Origin of the sequence: Mycobacterium sp. 1482292.6, from assembly GCF_001672995.1 — a bacterium.
GTDB lineage: Bacteria > Actinomycetota > Actinomycetes > Mycobacteriales > Mycobacteriaceae > Mycobacterium > Mycobacterium europaeum_A.
The window spans coordinates 45,933-65,169 of sequence record NZ_LZKV01000069.1 but is presented as its reverse complement, the minus strand read 5'-3'; the positions used below and the strand labels follow the sequence as shown (position 1 = coordinate 65,169).

General features: G+C 68.1%; 18 protein-coding genes. 7 read left to right on the top strand and 11 right to left on the bottom strand.

The window, feature by feature from the left end:
- The first annotated feature begins 367 nt into the window (after positions 1–367).
- The 4 genes from A5624_RS06250 to A5624_RS06235 all read left to right on the top strand — a co-directional run bounded on the left by A5624_RS06250 (position 368) and on the right by A5624_RS06235 (position 6,286).
- Positions 368–2,680, top strand: coding sequence for an acyl-CoA dehydrogenase (locus A5624_RS06250; protein WP_066863196.1), 2,313 nt, complete (start codon positions 368–370; stop codon positions 2,678–2,680).
- Positions 2,681–2,697: 17 nt separating this feature from the next.
- Positions 2,698–4,071 (top strand): 4-hydroxyphenylacetate 3-hydroxylase N-terminal domain-containing protein, encoded by a 1,374-nt coding sequence (locus tag A5624_RS06245; RefSeq protein WP_066863193.1) that lies wholly within the window; start codon positions 2,698–2,700, stop codon positions 4,069–4,071.
- Positions 4,072–4,148: 77 nt separating this feature from the next.
- The gene (locus tag A5624_RS06240; protein ID WP_066863190.1) at positions 4,149–5,348 is read left to right on the top strand and encodes an LLM class flavin-dependent oxidoreductase; all 1,200 of its coding nucleotides are present in this window, start codon (positions 4,149–4,151) and stop codon (positions 5,346–5,348) included.
- Positions 5,345–6,286 carry an LLM class flavin-dependent oxidoreductase gene (locus tag A5624_RS06235; protein ID WP_066863187.1) on the top strand — a complete coding sequence of 314 codons (942 nt, stop codon included), beginning with the start codon at positions 5,345–5,347 and terminating at the stop codon, positions 6,284–6,286. The genes A5624_RS06240 and A5624_RS06235 overlap by 4 nt, the downstream gene beginning before the upstream one ends.
- Here the strand turns inward: A5624_RS06235 and A5624_RS06230 are convergent.
- The 5 genes from A5624_RS06230 to A5624_RS06210 form a co-directional block, all read right to left on the bottom strand.
- The gene (locus tag A5624_RS06230; protein WP_066863183.1) at positions 6,233–7,003 is read right to left on the bottom strand and encodes an SDR family NAD(P)-dependent oxidoreductase; all 771 of its coding nucleotides are present in this window, start codon (positions 7,001–7,003) and stop codon (positions 6,233–6,235) included. The two genes, A5624_RS06235 and A5624_RS06230, sit on opposite strands and share 54 nt — an antisense overlap.
- Positions 7,000–7,686: a GntR family transcriptional regulator gene (locus A5624_RS06225; RefSeq protein WP_066863362.1), complete on the bottom strand. Its 687-nt coding sequence runs from the start codon at positions 7,684–7,686 to the stop codon at positions 7,000–7,002. Before A5624_RS06225 ends, A5624_RS06230 begins: the two co-directional genes overlap by 4 nt.
- A gap of 10 nt (positions 7,687–7,696) precedes the next feature.
- Positions 7,697–8,338 (bottom strand): carboxymuconolactone decarboxylase family protein, encoded by a 642-nt coding sequence (locus A5624_RS06220; RefSeq protein ID WP_066863180.1) that lies wholly within the window; start codon positions 8,336–8,338, stop codon positions 7,697–7,699.
- A gap of 126 nt (positions 8,339–8,464) precedes the next feature.
- Entirely contained in the window at positions 8,465–9,142 is a 678-nt protein-coding gene (locus tag A5624_RS06215) for a TetR/AcrR family transcriptional regulator (RefSeq protein WP_232002213.1), read from the bottom strand.
- A gap of 106 nt (positions 9,143–9,248) precedes the next feature.
- Positions 9,249–10,043, bottom strand: coding sequence for an enoyl-CoA hydratase/isomerase family protein (locus tag A5624_RS06210; RefSeq protein ID WP_197507942.1), 795 nt, complete (start codon positions 10,041–10,043; stop codon positions 9,249–9,251).
- A gap of 44 nt (positions 10,044–10,087) precedes the next feature.
- Between A5624_RS06210 and A5624_RS06205 the strand changes: the two genes are divergently transcribed.
- Positions 10,088–11,239: an LLM class flavin-dependent oxidoreductase gene (locus A5624_RS06205; RefSeq protein WP_066863176.1), complete on the top strand. Its 1,152-nt coding sequence runs from the start codon at positions 10,088–10,090 to the stop codon at positions 11,237–11,239.
- Here A5624_RS06205 and A5624_RS06200 read toward each other — a convergent pair.
- The 3 genes from A5624_RS06200 to A5624_RS06190 form a co-directional block, all read right to left on the bottom strand.
- Positions 11,236–11,907: a UbiX family flavin prenyltransferase gene (locus A5624_RS06200; protein ID WP_066863173.1), complete on the bottom strand. Its 672-nt coding sequence runs from the start codon at positions 11,905–11,907 to the stop codon at positions 11,236–11,238. The two genes, A5624_RS06205 and A5624_RS06200, sit on opposite strands and share 4 nt — an antisense overlap.
- Entirely contained in the window at positions 11,907–13,391 is a 1,485-nt protein-coding gene (locus tag A5624_RS06195) for a UbiD family decarboxylase (RefSeq protein WP_066863170.1), read from the bottom strand. Before A5624_RS06195 ends, A5624_RS06200 begins: the two co-directional genes overlap by 1 nt.
- Before the next feature lie 78 nt (positions 13,392–13,469).
- The gene (locus tag A5624_RS06190) at positions 13,470–14,168 is read right to left on the bottom strand and encodes a cutinase family protein (protein WP_156748864.1); all 699 of its coding nucleotides are present in this window, start codon (positions 14,166–14,168) and stop codon (positions 13,470–13,472) included.
- Positions 14,169–14,287: 119 nt separating this feature from the next.
- Between A5624_RS06190 and A5624_RS06185 the strand changes: the two genes are divergently transcribed.
- On the top strand, positions 14,288–14,950 hold the full coding sequence (locus tag A5624_RS06185; RefSeq protein ID WP_066863167.1) for a class I SAM-dependent methyltransferase: 663 nt from the start codon (positions 14,288–14,290) through the stop codon (positions 14,948–14,950).
- Positions 14,951–14,962: 12 nt separating this feature from the next.
- On the opposite strand, the gene A5624_RS06180 is transcribed toward A5624_RS06185, so the two are convergent.
- Genes A5624_RS06180 through A5624_RS06170 form a run of 3 tightly spaced genes read right to left on the bottom strand, consistent with a single transcriptional unit; the run spans position 14,963 to position 18,028 of the window.
- Positions 14,963–16,039, bottom strand: coding sequence for a prenyltransferase (locus A5624_RS06180; protein WP_066863165.1), 1,077 nt, complete (start codon positions 16,037–16,039; stop codon positions 14,963–14,965).
- Positions 16,026–16,784 (bottom strand): class I SAM-dependent methyltransferase, encoded by a 759-nt coding sequence (locus A5624_RS06175; RefSeq protein WP_066863162.1) that lies wholly within the window; start codon positions 16,782–16,784, stop codon positions 16,026–16,028. Before A5624_RS06175 ends, A5624_RS06180 begins: the two co-directional genes overlap by 14 nt.
- Positions 16,778–18,028, bottom strand: coding sequence for a glycosyltransferase family 4 protein (locus tag A5624_RS06170; RefSeq protein ID WP_066863159.1), 1,251 nt, complete (start codon positions 18,026–18,028; stop codon positions 16,778–16,780). The genes A5624_RS06175 and A5624_RS06170 overlap by 7 nt, the downstream gene beginning before the upstream one ends.
- A gap of 321 nt (positions 18,029–18,349) precedes the next feature.
- On the opposite strand from A5624_RS06170, the gene A5624_RS06165 reads away from it, so the two are divergent.
- On the top strand, positions 18,350–19,168 hold the full coding sequence (locus tag A5624_RS06165) for a DUF1906 domain-containing protein (protein WP_066863156.1): 819 nt from the start codon (positions 18,350–18,352) through the stop codon (positions 19,166–19,168).
- Positions 19,169–19,237: the final 69 nt, after the last annotated feature.

Genomic DNA, 19,237 nt, shown 5'->3' with positions numbered 1-19,237 from the left:
TGTGGTAGCCGCGTTTCTCATCTCTGAAAACGCGGTCCGTGGCAATTGACGCGCAGCCATCGAATTGCGCACGTCGCTTCGGTCGCAAAGTCTCAAGTCCAAGTCGAGAGATATCCGGACGCTACTACCGTGCGGTTCCGTAGGTCGGTGCGCATGCCGCCGGCATTTCTTAGGCATTTGAAGCCGGCCGCCCACCGGGACCGACCAGCAACGTCAACCGCTTTTCCCGGCTGACCCCCGGCTGCGGCATCGGGCATTGCCACCCGCCGCGCTCAGGACCGAGATTGCATACAACCAGCGGCACACGGCGATGCCTTGCTGGCCATCGAACATTGACACCCGTCAAATCGGCCCTACTGTATACAAAATGGCCGTCTCGCTGGACGCGCTGTCGTCTGCCTCCGAACTCGACGACCTGCGTGACATGGTGCGCAAACTCGTGGCCAAGCGCCTTCCGCTGCACGAGACGCGGCACGTCGGTGCCGCGGCCGCACGCCGCGCGGGGTGGGCCGAGCTGGCCGAATTGGGGCTGCTCGGCATCGCGGTGCCGGAGCAGTACGGCGGCAGCGGCGCCGGGCTGTACGAACAGGCCGTCGTCTGCGAAGAACTCGCGCGGGAACTGGGCGCGGTGCCCTACCTGCCCACCGCCTGCCTGGCCGCCGAAGCGCTGCTGGCCTGCGGCGACGACGCCGTGTGCGCCGAACTGCTGCCCGGCCTGGTCGCCGGCGAGCTGACCGCCACCCTCGCCGACGGCACCGGCCACGCCGAGCGGCACGGGCCGAACTGGGTGGTGTCGGGCCAATTCCACCACGTCCCCGACGGCGCCGACGCCCAGATCGTCTTGGTCGCTGCGGACACCGGCGGGGGCACCACGCTGTACGCCGTCACCGGCTCCGACGGCGTGGACCGGGAGCGGTTGTCCACCCTGGACACCAGCCGCGGCCTCGCCAATCTCCGGCTGAGCGGCGCACCGGCTCGACAGGTCGGTGCCGTGGCGGCGGCCGAGGCGGTCCTGGCCCGGGTGCGGCTGCGCGCGACGGCGCTGCTGGCCGCCGAGCAGGCCGTGCTCGCCGAGCAGTGCGTCGCACTGACGAAGCAGTACCTGTTGGATCGGCGGCAGTTCGGCCGGCAGATCGGGGCGTTCCAAGCCCTCAAGCACCGCCTCGCGGACGCCGCGGTACGGGCCGAATTGTGCGCCGGCAGCGCCTGGTACGCCATCCGGCAGCTGGCCGGCGACGCGGCCGACGCGGACTTCGCCGTCAGCGTCGCCGCGGCCGCGTGCGGGGAAGCCGCACTGCAGAACGCCGCCGAGATGATCCAGCTGCACGGCGGAATCGGCTACACCTGGGAGCACGTCGCACATCTGTACCTGCGCCGCGCCAAGGCCAACCAGTACCTGTTTGGGACGCCGTCGGCCCACCGCCACCGGCTCGGCACGGCCGTGGCCGAAAGCCGTTCGACCGCAACGGAAACCGTATCCGATCAGGCCCGGGGCGAATCGCCGGCGCCCGACGAGCTGCGCCGCTGGCTGGCCGACAACCTGACCGACGCGATCATGCGCGATCACGCCCCGCCGCCGCCGGGCGAGAAATACTCTGCGGTGCAGCGAGATTGGTATCGCCGCCTCGGCGAGGCCGGCTGGGCCACACCAACCTGGCCGACCGAATACGGCGGCCGCGGTCTGGGTCGCGACGAAGGCGGTGCCGCGGTGGAGGAGTTGCGCCGCCGCGGTGTCGACCGGCCCGAGGAGGACTTCGTCGGCGTATGGCTGGCGGGTCCGACCATTCTGCAGTGGGGCACCGACGAGCAGCGAGACACCTACCTGCGGCCGCTGGCCCGCGGCGATCACCGCTGGTGTCAGCTGTTCAGCGAGCCCGGCGCCGGATCGGATCTGGCGTCGCTGTCCACCTCGGCCGTGCGTATCGATGACGACCGCTGGCTAATCAACGGCCAGAAGATCTGGAGTTCGTTCGCCGACACGGCCGATTTCGGGCTGTTGATGGTGCGCACCGATCCGACGTTGCCCAAACATGCCGGCATCACCTATTTCCTGCTCGACATGCGCACGCTCGGAGTGGACGTGCGGCCGCTTCGGCAGATGACCGGTGACGCCGAATTCAACGAGGTCTTCCTGACCGACGTCATAGTGCCGGACGCGGCCCGCCTGGGTCCGCTCAACGCCGGCTGGAAGGTGGGCATCAGCACCCTGATGCAGGAACGCAACAGCCTCACCGGGCCTCCCGTCGTCGGCCCCGGCGTGGCCGACCAGCTCATCGCGGAGGCGGTGCGCAGCGGCGCATGGCAACGGGCCGATGTGCGAGATCGCCTGCAGCACATGCTCGTCGACGAACGCGCACTGCAGAGCGCCGGCTTTCGGGCCAGCGTCGCCGCGGACCGCAACCCCGGGGCCATCGACTCCATCCGCAAACTCGTCAGCGCCGACCTGCACGAGCGCGCGGGGCGCATCCGCGTCGATCTGCTTCCCGAACTCACCATGGGCTGGCCCGTCGACACCGAAATGCCTTCGGGCACGCGGTCATTCTTGGAGATGAAGAAGTATTGCATCGCCGGGGGCACCTCCGAGATCCAGCGCAACATCATCGCCGAGCGCGTGCTCGGGCTGCCCCGCGAGGCCGACCCCGACCGTGACACACCCTTCAACCAGCGGACCAGCCGATAGAGGAGAGCGCACCGACCATGATGACCGGCGAGCAGTACAAGAACTCACTCCGCGACGGACGGCGGGTCTACCAGGACGGCAAGCTGGTCGCCGACATGGACACCGATCCGCTGCTGGCGCCGGCGCTCGACGCGGTGGCCGCCGGATACGACCAGTACTACCGGCCCGACGGCGACGCGGTGAACCCGTTGGTGGAGGCGCCGCGCAGCGTCGCGGAACTACGTGACCGGGTGCCGATCCTCACCAGCATGGACCTGCTGCTCAACGTCACCTACCAGTCGCTCATGACGCTCGTGGTGGCGGCGGCGCGGCTGGCCGACGCCCACCCCGAGTTCGTCGCCCGCATCAACTCCTATGTGGCACAAGCCCGCCGGGACGACATCCGAATCGCCGAATGCATCACCGACTCCAAGGGCGACCGATCCAAGGCGCCAGCCGCGCAGGACGATGCCGACCAGTACGTGCGCGTGGTGGCGCGCCGCGACGACGGCGTGGTGATCCGCGGCGCGAAACTTCACATCAGCGCGGCACCGTTCGCCCATCACCTGATGGTGATGCCGACCAAGTCGATGAAGCCAGGGGAGGAGGACTACGCGATCGCGTGCGCGGTACCGGTCAACGCCCCGGGGGTGCACGTCATCAGCCGCACCGTGCAAGCCCGCGGCGGGGACGAGCGCGACTACCCGGTGAGCGCGCGGCGCAGCATGCCGGACGGGTTCGTGATCTTCGACGACGTGTTCGTCCCGACCGAGCACGTGTTCCTCGATGGCGTTGCCGCACAGGCCGGCATCTTCGCGCACTCGCTGGGCCTGTGGGAGCGCCTCGGCGGTACCGCGGTGATGGTGGAACAGGCCGACGAGATGGTGGGCCTGGCGCAGTTGATGGCCGAAGCCAATGGGACCGCACGGGTGTCACACATCCGGGAGAAGATCGACGAGATGATGATCCATGCCACCAACTTGCGGGCCGGCATGGAGGCCGCGATCAGCAACGCCCACACCACGCCCGAGGGCTACTACTATCCCGACGACCTGTACACGAACGCGACCAAATACCTAGGCGCGGCGAACTTCAATTTGATGGTCCGGCATCTGCACGACATCGCCGGCGGCGGGGTGATCACCACACCGTCGATGGCGGACCTGGACAACCCGGACATCGGCCCCCAGTTGCGCAAATACCTGACCGGAGCGGCCGACGTGTCCGGCGACGCCCGCGCCAAGCTGTTCCACGCCATCCGCGACACCACCGCCGATTCGTACGGCGGCTGGCACCTGGTGACCAACGTGCAATCCGGCGGCGGACTGTTCGCACAGCGGCTCGTGACGCGCAAGCACTACGACATGGAACGCGCCAAGCGCCTGGCGCGGCACGCCGCCGCCCTGGACTGAGCGCCCATCCCGCCGTGCCGTTGATCGTCGCGACGGCGGCGCTTGCATGAACGTGAACGTAGACGTAGATTTGGGCCATGCGCTTTGGTGTCTTCATCGCGCCGTACCACATGGTCGGCGACAATCCGACGCTCGCATTCGAGCGCGACCTGCAGTTGGTCGAAGCAGTCGAGGAACTCGGCTACGAGGAGGCGTGGTTCGGCGAACACCACTCGGGCGGAACAGAAATCATCGGCGCGCCTGACCTGATGATTGCGACGGCCGCGGCCCGCACCAAGCGCATCCGGCTGGGCACCGGGGTGGCCTCGTTGCCGTATCACCACCCGTTCATGTTCGCCGACCGCATGGTGCAACTCGACCACCTGACCCGCGGGCGCCTGATCGTCGGCGTCGGACCGGGCGCGCTGCCCGGCGACGCCTACATGATGGGCATCGAGACCACCCGTCAGCGCGACATGATGCTCGAATCCCTAGACGCGGTGCTCGAACTGTGGCGCGACGAAGCCCCGGTCAACCGGGAGACCGACTGGTTCACGCTGCGTGACGCCCGGTTGCAGTTGCGCCCGTACAGCAAGCCCAACATCGAGGTCAGCGTGGCGGTGACGGCGTCGCCGTCGGGCCCGGTGGCCGCCGGCAAGTTCGGCATCGGACTGCTCTCGATCGCGGCCACCCAGAAGAAGGCCTTCGATGCGCTGGCCCGCAACTGGCGCACCGCAACCGAAACCGCCGCCGCGCACGGAACCACGGTGAGCCGGCAGGGCTGGCGGATGTGCGGGCCGATGCACATCGCCGAATCCGTGGGACAGGCCCGCAAGGATGTCGAGGTAGGTCTGGCGCAGTGGGTGGACTACTTCCAAAACGTCGGGGCCATACCAATTTTGGGCGATTTCGACCCCGGCGAAGACATGGTGTCTGCCGTCAATGAGACCGGCGTGGGAGTGATCGGCACTCCCGACATGGCGATCGAGCAGCTGCGCCGGCTGCAGCGGCAATCCGGCGGCTTCGGCACCTATCTGTTGATGGCCCACGAGTGGGCCAACCGCGAGGCCACGCTGCGCTCCTACGAGATGATCAGCCGCTACGTCATGCCGGTGTTTCAGGATTGCCTCGAGCCGCTGGAACGCAGCCGCGACTGGACGATCTTTCACCGGGAGACGTTGATGGGCAACATCACCAACGCGATCGTCGGTGCCACCCAGCAATTCCTGCAGGAGCGCGACGCCCGTCGCCGCGCCGAGGACGAAGCCCACACCGAAACCCTGCCCGCGGGCCGGTGACCGACTTCGGGGCGCTGCTGTTTCCCAACGTCTCCTGGGCCACGCTGGTGGACCGCTGCGAACGGGCCGAGGAGATGGGCTTTCGCAGCCTCTGGATCGACGATCACGGCGCCAATCCGCAAGCACCCAGGTCGAATTGGTTCGAAGCGTTCACCACGCTGGCCGGTCTGGCCAACTGCACCCGCCGGATCCTGCTCGGGCCGCTGGTGTCCAACGTCGTTCTGCGGCACCCGGTGATGCTGGCGCGCCAGGCCCTCACCGTCGAGAACATGTCGGGTGGGCGGCTGCAATTGGGCCTCGGCGCCGGCTATGCCCCCACCGACCACGAAATGGTCGGCAGCGCGGCCTGGCCGCGCGTGGAACGCGCGGAGAGATTCGCCGAAGCGGTCGAACTGATCGATGCGCTGCTGCGCGCCGAACCGGTCGACTTTTCCGGCGCCCACTACCGGGTGAGTGATTTCCGGTTGCGACCGCCGCCGCTGCAACGGCCCCGGCCCCCGATTTGTGTTGCCGCGCACGCCCGTTCGAGCCTGCAGCTGGTGGCCCGGTTCGGCGATATCTGGAGCTCGTTCGGCGGATGGGGGCTGTCGTCGCCGCGGCTGCTGGAGCTCACCGCACGGCGATCGGCCACCCTCGACGAGTTCTGCACCGAATCCGGCCGCGACCCCGCGACCATCCGTCGCCAGATTCTGGCCGGCAGCCCGGCCACCACGCCCGACCCCATCTGGTCGTCGGTGCAGGCGTTCGACGAATGGGTGGCCGGGTGGCAGCAGGTGGGCATCGACGAGATCGTGCTGTACTTCCCGCCAGACCTGCTTTACGAGCCGGAACTGATCGACCCCGCCGTCACCGAACACCTGCGCGGCCTGCTGTTCGCTCGCCGGTCAGGTGATCAGGGCGCCACCGTCAACGGGCAGCACGGCACCACTGACGAATGAGGCCGCCGGACTGGCGAGGAACAGCACCGCGGCGGCGACCTCGTCGGGTTCACCCAACCGCGCCGCCGGTACCCGGGTGGCGACGAAGTCGTCGTTGAACCCGTCGGGGGTGAGTTCGGTCAGGCCGGTCGACAAGAATCCCGGCACCACCGCATTGACCCGAATGCCCTTGCGGCCGGTCCACTGTCGGGCCAGGTCGCGGGTGAGTCCCAGCAGCCCCGCCTTGCTCGACACGTAGCCGGCCTGCGGCAGCGAAGTCGTGGTCAGCCCCAGGATGCTGCTGATCATCACCACGGCCGAACCGGGCCGCATCGATCGCCCGCACGCCTGACTCATCCAGTAGGCGCCCATCAGGTTGACCTCGACGGTGCGCCGGAACTGCGCCGGGTCCTCGCGCGTCGCCGGTGCGGCCGTGCCCACACCGGCGTTGTTGACCAGCACGTCCACGCCGCCGAACCGATCGATGATCAGATCCGTTGCCACCGTGCACGATTCGTGATCGCTCACGTCCACCCGGAAGGCGGCGGCGTCGATGCCGTCATCGCGCAGCTGGGCGCAGCGCGCTTCGAGCTCATCGAGGCGCCGGCTTGCCAACGCAATTCGCCCGCCCGCCGCCCCGAGCGCTCGCGCGATCGCCAGCCCCAATTCGGACGTCGCCCCGGTCACGACGGCGACGCGGCCGTCCAGCCGAAACCGGTCACCGAGGCCGACGGTCACGAAGCGTGCGTTTCCGTCTCGCGACCCCGCTGCGACCGCAACGACAGCAGGGAATCGCGGCCCTGCAGGATGTGCTCGGCCATCAGCGCACCGGCGCGCAGCGGTTCCCCGGCCGCTATCGCGTCGCGCACCATGCGGTGGAACAGATTCGACCGCTCCCGTTCCTCCCGCGTCTGATGCCGAAACACCTGATACACCAGGGGGATATCGACGGCGTGCTCCAGCAGAGCGGATAGCCGCCGATGCTGGGCGCCCACCACGATGGCCTGATGAAAGGCGCTGTTGGCGGCGGTGATCCGGCGCAGCCCGGCGTCGGCCGAACCCTTCGATACCAGCTCGATGCCGTGGTCGAACTCGACGATCGCGGCGTCCAGTGCCGCGATGGCGTCGTCGCGCATCCGGGTCGCGGCGCGTTCGGCGGCCAGCGACTCCAGGCGGGCGCGCAGTTCGTACTGGTCGCGGATGTCGGTCTCGGACATGGTGGCCACGATGGCGCCGCGGTTGCGCTCGATGGTGACCAGGCCGTCGGCGGCCAAGGCCCGCAACGCTTCTCGCACCGGGGTGCGGGACAGGTCGAACATCTCGCCGATGCGTTGTTCGACCAGGCGCGAGCCCGGCTCGAACTCGCCCTCGGCGATGGCACGCCTGATCAGCCGGTACGCCAGCTGCGAGCGGCCGTCCATCTCGCTCACCTCAGTCACCCCCGGACGTCGCTGCGCCGATGTCGAGCACACCGCCGCCTTCCGGGTCGACGACCTCGACGGTCGGGTCGTCGACATCGTCGAATTCCAGCCGCAATGCCCGGGACATGATCGCGTGCATCACGTACATGGTGGTGGTGTAGGTGAATTCGAGGATCTCGGTGTCGCTGAAAACTTCCCGCAGCTGGGTCATCAGCCGCTCGGGCACCCGGCCGTGCTGTCCCGCAAGGCAATCCGTGTAGGCCAGCAGCAGCCGCTCGGCCGGGTCAAAACAGTCCGCCGTCTGCCAGGACGGGATCGCGTCGATCTTCTCCTCGGACAACCCCGCCGACCGGCACGCCTTGCAGTGTTGGGAGAAGACGAACTGGCTGCCGACCACCCAGCCCGCCCGGATCTGGCCCAGCTCGCGGTGATCGGCGCGGATGGACACCTCTTCGCGGTAGAGGCGAAAGCCGCGCACGGCGTGGCGCAGCGCGGCGGGGGACTGCGCCATCACCGTCCACCAGTTGCCCGGAGTGCCGCCCACCGTGCCGGGCTCGGCCACCGGGTCACGGTCGCCGAACATGAAGTCATACATCTTCAACGTGAATTCGTCGGTGACTTCATCGCGCGGAATCGGCTTCAGACGCGGCATCGCGTCTCCTCTCGGCTGACGGCACGGACCAAGCATTACTGCAGATTGCATTCAATCCTAGGCTCAAGCGCCGCGTCAACGCAGTTCGTCGCCGCACAGAGGGTGCGATTGCGTACAGTCTGGGGATCAGGGCCGCAGGCTGGACAGCACCATGGCCGCAAAGGCGTCGCCGATCTCGGTCAGCGAGTTGCGCCCGCCGGGGACATACCAACGGTGGATCCAGTTGTGCATGCCCAGGATGCCGAGCATGGCCAGCCGCGGATCCAGATCCGCGCGGAACACGCCCCCGGCCACACCCTCTTCGATGATCGCCAGCAGCGTCTTGCCGTAGGCGTCGGCGTTGGCGACGATGCCCTGTGCCTCCGGAATCGTTGCGATGTGCTGACTCTCGCCGAACAGCAGGAAGAGCTCGGGATAGGTGGCCAGGTCGCTGATGTAGGAGTCCAGCGCGCGACGCAGCTTCTGCTCGGGTGGCGCATCCGATTCGAGCGCGTCGCGGCAGTGCCGGGTCATCTCGTAGGCCGGCTGCTCGATGAGCGCGACCAGCAATTCCTCTTTGGTGCCCACGTAGTAGTACAGCGAGGCGCGGTTGATGCCCACCTCGACCGCGACGTCCTCCAGCCGGGCGCGGGCGAACCCCTCTCGGCGAAACACCTCCGCGGCGCCCTTGAGGATGGTCTGCCAGCGCTCGTTGGACGCGCGGCGGTCAGCCGTGCGCCGCTCGTGGCGGCGCCGCGCGTTGTCGCTGTGCTGGCGTGCGGCGGGAATCGTCGGCCTCCTGGTGTGCGGGTGTCGCGTTGTCAAAATACGCCATCCGGGGGACTGACCTGAGGATTAACGCGCTTGTCAACGTGAACGTTGACGTTGACAATTCTCAGGGAGGGTCCTAGCGTCCCTATTGATGCAAGCCTCACGCGCGGCCCAACTTCGCCATCGCGGCGCGGAAGTCGTCATGCTCCATGGCGGCCGCCTCGAGCGCGAGGGAGAACGGCAGGACCGCGCCCGAGGCCATCGCGAGGAGCCGATTCACCGCGGCCTTGGTGCCCTGCACCGCCTGGGGGGCCAGCGTGGCGAGTCGTTGCGCCATCGCCAGCGCCGACGGCACCACATCGGCCGGCGGGACGACGCGGGTGACCAGCCCGAGGCGTTCGGCCTCCGCCGCGGTGAGGACCTCGCCGGTCATCAGCAAGTATTTGGCGCGGTTGAGCCCGACCAGCAGCGGCCAGATCACCGCGGCCCCGTTGCCCGCCGGCAGCGCGGCGTGCACATGCAGGTCACCGAGTTTCGCCCGCTCCGAGACGTAGGAGACGTCGGCCAGGGTGGCCAGCACCGCGCCCAGCCCGATGGCGTGGCCGTTGACGGCGGCGACGAGCGGCTTGGTCAGCCCGACGATGTCGTCGACGATGTGGCGCGCCTCCTCGATCGGGGTCCGTCCCGAACTGGACGCGTACTGCCGATCGCTGGACTCGTCGCCGCCGGCGGAGAAGGTCCGGCCCGCCCCGGTCAGCACGACGGCGCGCACCCGGACGTCGTCTTGGGCCGCCGCGAATACCCGCGACAGCTCCGAATGCATCACGTCGTCGACGGCGTTGGCCTTGTCCGGCCGGTTCAGCGTCAGCACGGCGACGGCGGTCGCGCCGTCCACGGCGACATCGATGGTGCGGTATGCGGCGGGATCGAGCATCGAGGCGCCCCTTGCTGTCATCAGTTGAACATGAACGTTGACGTAGATCATAGGAGCAGGACGGCATGTTGAGGTTCGGAACATTCATCGCGCCCTACCACCCGGTCCGCGAGAGCCCGTTGACCACCTACGAGCGGGACCTCGAGCTCATCGAATGGTGCGACCGGTGGGGCTTCGACGAGGCGTGGGTGGGCGAGCACCACTCGGCGGCATGGGAGAACATCGCCGATCCGGCGATGTTCCTGGCGGCCGCCGGGCAACGGACCCGGCGGATCAAGCTCGGCTCCGGCGTCGTCAGCCTGCCGTATCACCACCCGATGATGGTGGCCGACCGGTTCGTGCAGCTCGACTACCTGACCCACGGCCGGGCCATGTTGGGCGTGGGGCCCGGGGCGCTGATCTCCGACGCCACGATGATGGGCATCGATCCCAGCACGCAGCGCCCGCGGATGAACGAGGCCCTGGGCGTGATCATCCGGCTGCTCGCCGGTGAGGTCGTCACCCATCACAGCGACTGGTTCACCCTGAATGAGGCTCGGCTGCAGCTGCTTCCGGTCAACGGGTCGATGCCGATCGCCGTCGCGTCCAGCACCTCGCCGTCGGGCATGACGGCCGCGGGCACGCACGGCGTGGGGGTGTTATCGCTGGGCGCCGGCCTGATCGGCGGCAAGAAGGACCTGGCGGCGCACTGGGCGCTCGGCGAGAAGGCCGCCGCCGAAAGCGGCAAGCAGCTGCGCCGCGACGAATGGCGCCTGGTGATCCGGGCCCATCTCGCGCCCACCCGCGAACAGGCCAAGTCCGAGGTGATCGAGGGGCGCGAGGCCGAACGCGTCGGATACTTCAAACGGGTCGCCGGGCTGAAGAACGACTACACGCTCGAGCAGGAGATCGAGGAGGACGCCGCCATCGTGGGCACGCCCGACGACATGATCGAGGCGCTGCACCGGTTGCAGAACATCACCGGCGGGTTCGGGGGCTTTTTGGTGCTGGCCGGGGATTGGGCGGACCGCGAGGCCACGCTGCGCAGCTACGAATTGATGGGCCGCCACGTGATTCCCGAATTCCGCGGCCAGCTGGATTCGCTGCGCGCCAGCTACGACATGGTGGTCGCGAAGAAGCGCGACTACGGCGCGCCGGCGATGGCCGCGATCAAGAAGGCCTACGAGGACGCCGGCCAGCAGATGCCCGACGACCTCAACCCCACCAACCTGCGTTAGGCGTGGCCCGTCGGCACTTCCGGTGCTTCCTGCGCTTCCGGCACTTCCGGCGTTTCGTGTTGCATCTCGTGTTGCATCACGGTCCGGCGCAGGTCGTCGTCCCAGCGCGGGAAGACGTCGGTGTGGATGCCGAATTGGTCCAGGGCCCGGCCGACGGAGTGATCGACGATGTCCTCGAGGCTGGTAGGCCGGAAGTAGAAGGCCGGCACCGGCGGGAAGATGGTGCCGCCGGCTTCGCTGATCGTCGCCATGTTGCGCAGGTGGATCAGGTTCAGCGGCGCCTCGCGCACCATGAGCACCAGGCGGCGACGCTCCTTGAGGACGACGTCGGCGGCCCGGGACAGCAGTGAGCTGGACACGCCGTTGGCGATCTCGCCCACGCTGCGCATTGATGCGGGCGCGATCAGCATGCCCCGGGTGAGGAAGGAACCCGACGCCATGGGGGCGCCGACGTCGGTGACGCTGTACACGTGGTCGGCGCGGGCCTCGATCTGCTCCCGGGTGAGATCGGTTTCGTAGGCGCGGGTCAGGTGCCCGGCACGGGTGACGATGAGGTGGGTTTCGATGCCGACGCTGCGCAGCACATCGAGCGCCCGCACGCCGTAGACGATTCCGGTGGCTCCGGTGATGCCCACGATGACGCGGTCGGGTTGGTTCGGCTGGGTCATCACGGATACTCCAAGTCCAGATCGGGGGCATACGGGCGGGGGTCGACATCGCGGAAGTGCGCCCGTTCGAACTGGGCTTGCATGCGAAACGGTGCGGTGGCGTCGAAAATCGTTTTGCACGTGGTGCCCTTGGCCGGCAGCGTCGGGTCGTACTCGGGCTGCTGGGTCGGATCCAGAACATGACCGGCCACCCCGGGAATCGTGATGATGTCGCGGTTGCCCTGCATCCGGGTCTGCATCGCCCACAGCACGTCGTCGCTGTCGAAGATGTCGACGTCGCCGTCGACCAGGATGACGTTCTTCAGTTCCGAATAGACGCCCAACGCCACCAGCGCGGCTTGGCGCGCGCGGCCGTCATCGAAGGCCTTGGTCTTGTTGCACTTGAGGACGGCCAGGAACTTACCGCCGCCGGCGCTGTGGGAGTAGACGTCGGTGACGAAGCCGGGCATGGCGGCGTGCAGGGCGTGGAAAATGCTGGCCTCCGTGGGGATTCCGGCGAGGCTGACGTGCTCCTCGCCGGGGCCCACCAGGGTCTGCAGAATCGGATCGGTGCGGGTGGTCACCGCGGTCACCTTGATCACCGGCAAGGCCGGGTTGGCCGGGCCGTCATAGCCGGGGAACTCCGGCATGGCGTGGCCGGTGTGGGTGTTCTGGTCTTCGGCCTGCCGTTCGCCGGGGATGATGTAGCCCTCGATGACGACCTCGGCCGTGGCGATCGCCTTCTGGTCGACCGTGACGCCCTTGACCAGTTCGACGGGTTTGCCGCGCAAGCCGCCGGCGATGGCGAGCTCGTCGTAGCCGAGCGGGGTGGTGGGCGCCTCGAACGTGGCGCCCAGCGGGATCGCCGGGTCCAGGCCCATGTTGACCGTGATCTCGAACTTGCGTCCGTCGGCCTCGGCGCGTTGCCGGAAGGCGTCGATGTGGCGGCCGGGTGCGAAGAAGATCGTCATCTCGTCACGGCCCTGCACGCACAGCCGGTGGATGGTGACATCGGTGCCCAGTTCGGGGTCGCTGCCCAGCACCAAACCCAGGCAGAAGTACGGCCCCGCGTCCAGGTCGGTGTTGGTGGGCGCGGGCAGCAGGGTACGCAGATCGAAGTCCGGGTGATCGGCGCGATGGACCACCTCTTGGCAGGGCGCATTGTGGCCAGTGAAATCCGCTGGGCCCAAGGCGTTTTCGTAGGCATCGGCCATGCGTTGGGTGAGCCGGTCGGCCGGCGACTCGAGCAGGATGCCGACGCGTTTGCGGCTGGCCATCAACCCGACCAGCACCCGCCAGCCCGGAAAGCCGGTCACGTTGTTGAAGATCATGGCCGGTCCGATGCGCGTCGGTCGTTCGACGGTGCCGCCGGCGCCGATGCGGCGGTAGACGCCGGCGAGTTCGCCGATCGGGTCGATCGGATGGTCGGTCTCGATCAGCTGCTTGTCGTGGCGCGCCAGTCGCGCCAGCGCGGATCTGAGGTCGACGATCTGGTCATCCGGCAATGGCTAGTCCCTCCGCGCGCACCTGGAGTTCCTAATACCCGTCTGTGCCGGGCTAAACGCAAGCGGCGGCCGCCTGACTCAGAGCTTGCTGGCGACGAAGTCGGCGGCCTGATTGGCCATGCCCGCGTCGATGTAGGCCCCGGCGAGGTGCTGCGGCCAGTTTTCCTTCCACGTGTTCGGGTCGGCGGGATTGCAGATGGGATCGGCACCGTGGCACAACTCGATGGTCCGGTCGTTGTAGACGGGACTGAAGTTGGTGATCGGACCCACCCATTGGCTGCCATTGCCGAACAGGGCGACGGCGGCGACGTGCTGATCGATGCCCGGCGGCAGCGGGCTGTCGAAACCGAACGCGCCGATGGGCGCCGCCAGCACGACGTCGGTGACCGCCGCGCCCAGCGAATAGCCGCCCAGCACCAACCTGGTGTCTGGGCAGCTGTTGACCATGTCCTGGATGTGGTGGCTCATGTCGTTGGCGCCCTGGGCGACCTCGGTGTCGGCGGGATATTGCACGGCGTACACGCCCACGGTCCTGTTCACCTTGGACCGCAGGGCGCTGATGAACGCGTTGCCCAGCACACCCGGCCCCGGCGATTCGTTGCGCCCCCGGGCGAACACGACCTGTACCGGCGGGCAGTTCGCGGCCGCGGCCGGTGGCGCCGCCCCCGGGGCCCCGGGCGGCAGCACCGTGGCGGGCAGCAACGCGGCGGCCGCGGCCGTGACCGCGGCGAGTCCGACACCAGCAAATTTGCGGATAAGCAAGGCGCGCACGTCCATGATGGTAAGGCGAAGGCGCTCTGGCCGCCGCACACCCGGTGAACAGAGCTCCGGTGATCGCTGAGCGCGAACAGCGACCACGGTGTCGGCAGCGGCGATCGAGGCGATAGGTTCAGCTGATGAGTCACGTCGACGCGAGTGCGCCCGAGCGCTTGTTCGCGCTGGCCGAGCAGGTACAAGGTTTCATGCCGGCCGACGAGGGGCGCGCGTTGTACGACGCCGCGCTGCGGTATCTCGGCGGCGGTCTGGGCGTCGAGATCGGCACCTACTGCGGCAAATCCACCCTGCTGCTGGGTGCGGCCGCCCAACAAACCGGCAGCGTGCTCTACACGGTCGACCACCACCACGGGTCCGAGGAGCACCAGGCCGGGTGGGAGTATCACGACGCGTCGATGGTGGACGAGGTGACGGGCCTGTTCGACACGCTGCCGACGTTTCGCCGGGCGCTCGACACCGCCCGGTTGGACGATCACGTCGTCGCGATCGTCGGCAAGTCGCCGCTGGTGGCACGGGCGTGGCGGGCGCCGCTGCAGTTCCTGTTCATCGACGGCGGCCACAGCGAAGCCGCCGCGAACCAGGACTTCGACGGCTGGGCCAAGTGGGTCGCCCCCGGTGGGGCGCTGGTCATCCACGACGTATTTCCCGACCCGAAGGACGGCGGGCGCCCGCCCTACTACATCTACTGCCGCGCACTCGATTCCGGACAGTTCCGGGAGGTATCGGCCACCGGATCGTTGCGGCTGCTCGAACGAGTCAGCGGTCAGCCGGGGGAGCGGGTCTAGCCAGCCCGTGGCTTACCGGCCGGGGCCGGTGACCACGCATTCGCAGTCGAAGTCGGTCTGCAAACCCGGTGGCAGCTCGTCGCCGCGAAAGATGCCCGCACCGGCGGTGGTGTTCGACAGGGCGTCCGCCGCCAAGATCACGGCCGCGCCCGTCCAGGTGGTGCGCTCTTCCGGCCACCGTTTGCCGTCGGCGAAAACCAGTCCCGTCCAATAAGATCCGTCGTCCTCGCGCAGATGCTGCATCGCGGCGAACTGACGGTAGGCGTCGGAGTGCTGTCCGATCGCGTCCAGCGCCATCACCAGCTCGCATGTTTCGGCGCCCGTCACCCACGGGCGGTCGCCGACGCACCGGATGCCCAGGCCGTCGACCACGAAGGCATCCCAACGCTGCTTGATGCGCGCGGCCGCCGCCGGGCCACGCAAGGCGCTACCGAGGATGGGGTAGTACCAGTCCATCGAGTAGCGGTCCTTTTCGGTGAACGCCTCGGGATGCGCGGAGATAGCGTGCCCCAGACGGCCGAGCGCCAACTCCCACTCCGGCTGCGGGTCGCCGACCAACGCGGCCAGGGCAAGCGCACAGCGGATGCTGTGGTAGATGCTCGAGCACCCTGTCAGCAGGGCCTCCGGCAACACACCGGCTTCGCTTCGGGCCCAACCGATCTCGCCGTAACCGACCTGCATGTCGATGACGAAGTCGATCGCTTTGTGCACCACCGGCCACATTTCCGCCGCGAATGACTCGTCGCCGGTGACCAGCACGTGGTGCCACACCCCGGCGCCGATGTAGGCGCAGAAATTGCTGTCGCTGTTGGCGTCTTCGATGACCCCCGACCGGAATTGGATTGGCCAGGATCCATCCGAGCGCTGGGTGCGCCGGCTCCAGTCGAACGCGGCGCGCGCCGGCTCCAGCATTCCGGCGGTGGTCAGCGCCATCGCGCACTCGATGTGGTCCCACGGATCGGTGTGCCCGCCCTCGAACCAGGGGATGGCACCAGTCGATTCCTGTGCGGCGGCGATGGAAAGCGCGGTCTGGCGGCACTGCTCGGGAGTCAACACCCCCGCAACGGCTGGCACACTAGACCGATGCAACTGAATATCCCTCAGTCGCCTGGCTTTTCGCCTCCTGCGGCTTGACGAAGTACATCGCTACGCTTTTGCCCACCAGCGGGTTGAGCAGCGACTCCGCCAGCTGGGTGATCTTGGGCCGCTGCATCAGGTCCCAAACCAGGAGCTTGTGGTAGGCGGTCACCGCGGGGTGGTCGGTGTTCTCCACTCCCACAGCGCATTTGAGCCACCAGAAGGGGGAGTGCAGCGCATGGGCGTGATGGGTGTGGGTCAGTGCCATTCCGTCGCGGGCGATCTTGCCGCGCAGCTCGCTGGCCCGGTAGATGCGTACGTGGCCACCCTCGTTGGCGTGGTACTCGTCGGACAGCAACCAGCACAGGCGCTCGGGCAGCCACCGTGGGACGCTGACCGCCAGCGTGCCACCGGCTTTGAGCACTCTGATCAGCTCGGCGATCGCCACGTCGTCGTCGGGAATGTGCTCCAGGATCTCCGAAGCGATGACGCAGTCGAACGTCTCGTCGGCGTAGGGCAACTTCAGCGCATCACCGACGACCACCTTCGCCGAGGCACCGGCGGGCGCCTCGCCGGCTTCGGCCATCGCGCGCAAAATGGTGTCCACCGAACGCAATTCGGCCTCGTCGCGATCGAAGGCCACGACGTCGGCGCCGCGGCGATACGCTTCGAACGCGTGCCGGCCGGCTCCGCAACCCACGTCGATGACCTTGCTCGACGGTCCGATCCCCAGCCGGTCGAAATCGACTGTCAGCATGGCGCTTCGCTCTGCGCGTTGCGTGCGATCGCCCGCTCGTAGACCCGAACGGTTTGCGCGGCCACGGCTTCCCAGCTGAAGACGTTGACGGCGCGGGTTCGTCCCGCCTTCCCGAGGCTGCGGCGCTTTTCCGGTGAGTCCAGCAGTTCACCGAGCGCGTGGGTCAGCGCATCGACGTCGGCGGGCGGCACCAGTTCGGCGCAAGCACCGTCGGTCCCGAGGACTTCCGGCAGGGCACCGACCCGGCTGGCGACGATCGGGGTGCCGCTGGCCATGGCTTCCACGGCTGGGAGCGAAAAGCCTTCGTAGAGCGACGGAATGCAGGCGACCTCCGCGGAGGCGAACAGGGCTGCCAGCTCGGCGTCGGACAGCCCGCTGGTGATGTGCACGATGTCGGAGATCCCGAGTTCGGCGATGAGTTTGTGGGTCGGGCCGTTGGGTTCCACCTTGGCAACCAGCCGCAGCTCGAGATCACGCACGGTGCGCAGCCGGGCGACCGCTTGCAGCAGGGTGCGGACGCCCTTGAGCGGGGTATCGGCACTGGCGATCGCGATGATGCGGCCGGGCTCGCGGGGGCCCGATCCCGGTTTGAACAGTTCGGTGTTCACGCCCAGCGGCACCACGTGAAGTTGGTCGGGCGCGACGCCGAAGTCGGCGATGATGTCGGACGCGGACGACGAGGAGACCGTCAACAGGTCGGGGATGTGGCGGGCGACCTCCTGCTGCATGTCCAAGAACCCATACCAGCGGCGCACCAACGGTTTTCGCCACCATCGCGCTGCCGCCAGATCCAGCACCCGGTCGCGGGTGATCGGGTGGTGCACGGTGGCCACCACGGGAAGTCCCGCCTCGGCGATGCGCAGCAATCCGGTGCCCAGGCTCTGGTTGTCGTGGACGACGTCGAAATCGGCTGTGCGCTGGGCAAGTAACCGCGCGGCCCGCATCGTGAACGTCCGCGGTTCGGGAAAGCCCGCGGTCCACGTGGTGAGCAATTCCCGCAGGTCGATCGAGTCGCGAATCTCGCTGGGCCGCGGCACCCGGAACGGGTCGGGTTCCCGGTACAGGTCGAGGCTGGGCACTTCGGTGAGCCGGACCCGCGGGTCGAGCAGGTCGGGATACGGCTGGCCGGAGAACACCTCGACGTCGTGGCCGAGCTCCACCAGGCCGTGGCTGAGATGGCGCACGTAGACGCCCTGTCCGCCGCAATGTGTCTTACTACGGTAGGACAGCAGGGCAATTCGCATACTCAACTCTTCTTTGCTGGAAAATGACCGCGGAATGGCGCCGAATACATCGCGGTCAACGGACTCCCGAACTCCGCGACAGCAAACTGGACATGTGTCCAGACTATAGTTCGATCACCTAATCGTGCGCAACGAGCCGGAAACCCACCGTCCCTCGCGCAGGCGGCCCCCGGGATGTCCGACACGCAAAGATCATGCCACTGGCCGGTGTCCGCCCGCTTTCCGACCGGTCGGTTCCGCACGCGAGGCGCCTCGGCCCAGCGGCGCTGACCGGCGAAGATCGCTCTGAGGAAGGCCCGTGCCTTTTGTTACCATCGCGCGGTGCGGGATTCGGCCGGACCGGGTGGACGCGGCGATCGGTGGTCGCCGTCGAGGCGCGAGGTCCTCAAATACGCCGGCGCCTATGTCGTGGCGCCGGCCCTGCTCGGCCTGGGCGCGGTGGCGGCAAGCCCCGCCGCCCCGAAAGCCTCGGCGGCCGGCATGAGGCTGATCGATTTCGCCGAGCGCAGGATCGCACCGGAGGAGATCAAGTCGGCGGGCTATGACGGCGTGGTGAACTACGTGTCGCAGTCGCGGCCGGGCGCCAACTTCGAAGCCAAGCCGCTGACCCGGGAGTACGCCGATGCGCTGCGCGCGGCGGGCCTGCATATCGTCAGCAACTTCCAATACGGCAAGCCCGGTTGGCCGGACCCGTCGGATCTCACCCGCGGCTATGACGGCGGCGTCGCGGACGCCCACACGGCCATGCAGCTGCACTCGGCGGCCGGCGGCCCGAACTCGGCCCCGATCTTTTTCAGCGTCGACGATGACATCGACGCCAACACGTGGAATAGCGTTGCCGTCCAATGGTTTCGAGGTATCAACTCGGTGCTGGGTGTGGGTCGCACCGGCATCTACGGGCATGCCCGGGCGTGCGGGTGGGCCATCAGGGACGGGGTGATCGGGCCGTCCACCAGCGCCGGGCACCAGTGGGCGTGGCAGACCAGGTCGTGGTCGCACGGCGAGCGCGAACCCGCCGCTGTGCTCTACCAAACGGTTGTCAACAGCCCGGGAAATCCGGGCCCGCTGCTGGGCGGCATCAATGTCGACGTCGACGATGTCCTCGCCGCCGATTTCGGGCAGTGGGACCTGGATCGCTGACCTGGACATCCTTCTCCGCCATACGAGACATAAACCAGGGCGACCGATCGCGGTGTGTCGTGTGCGTGG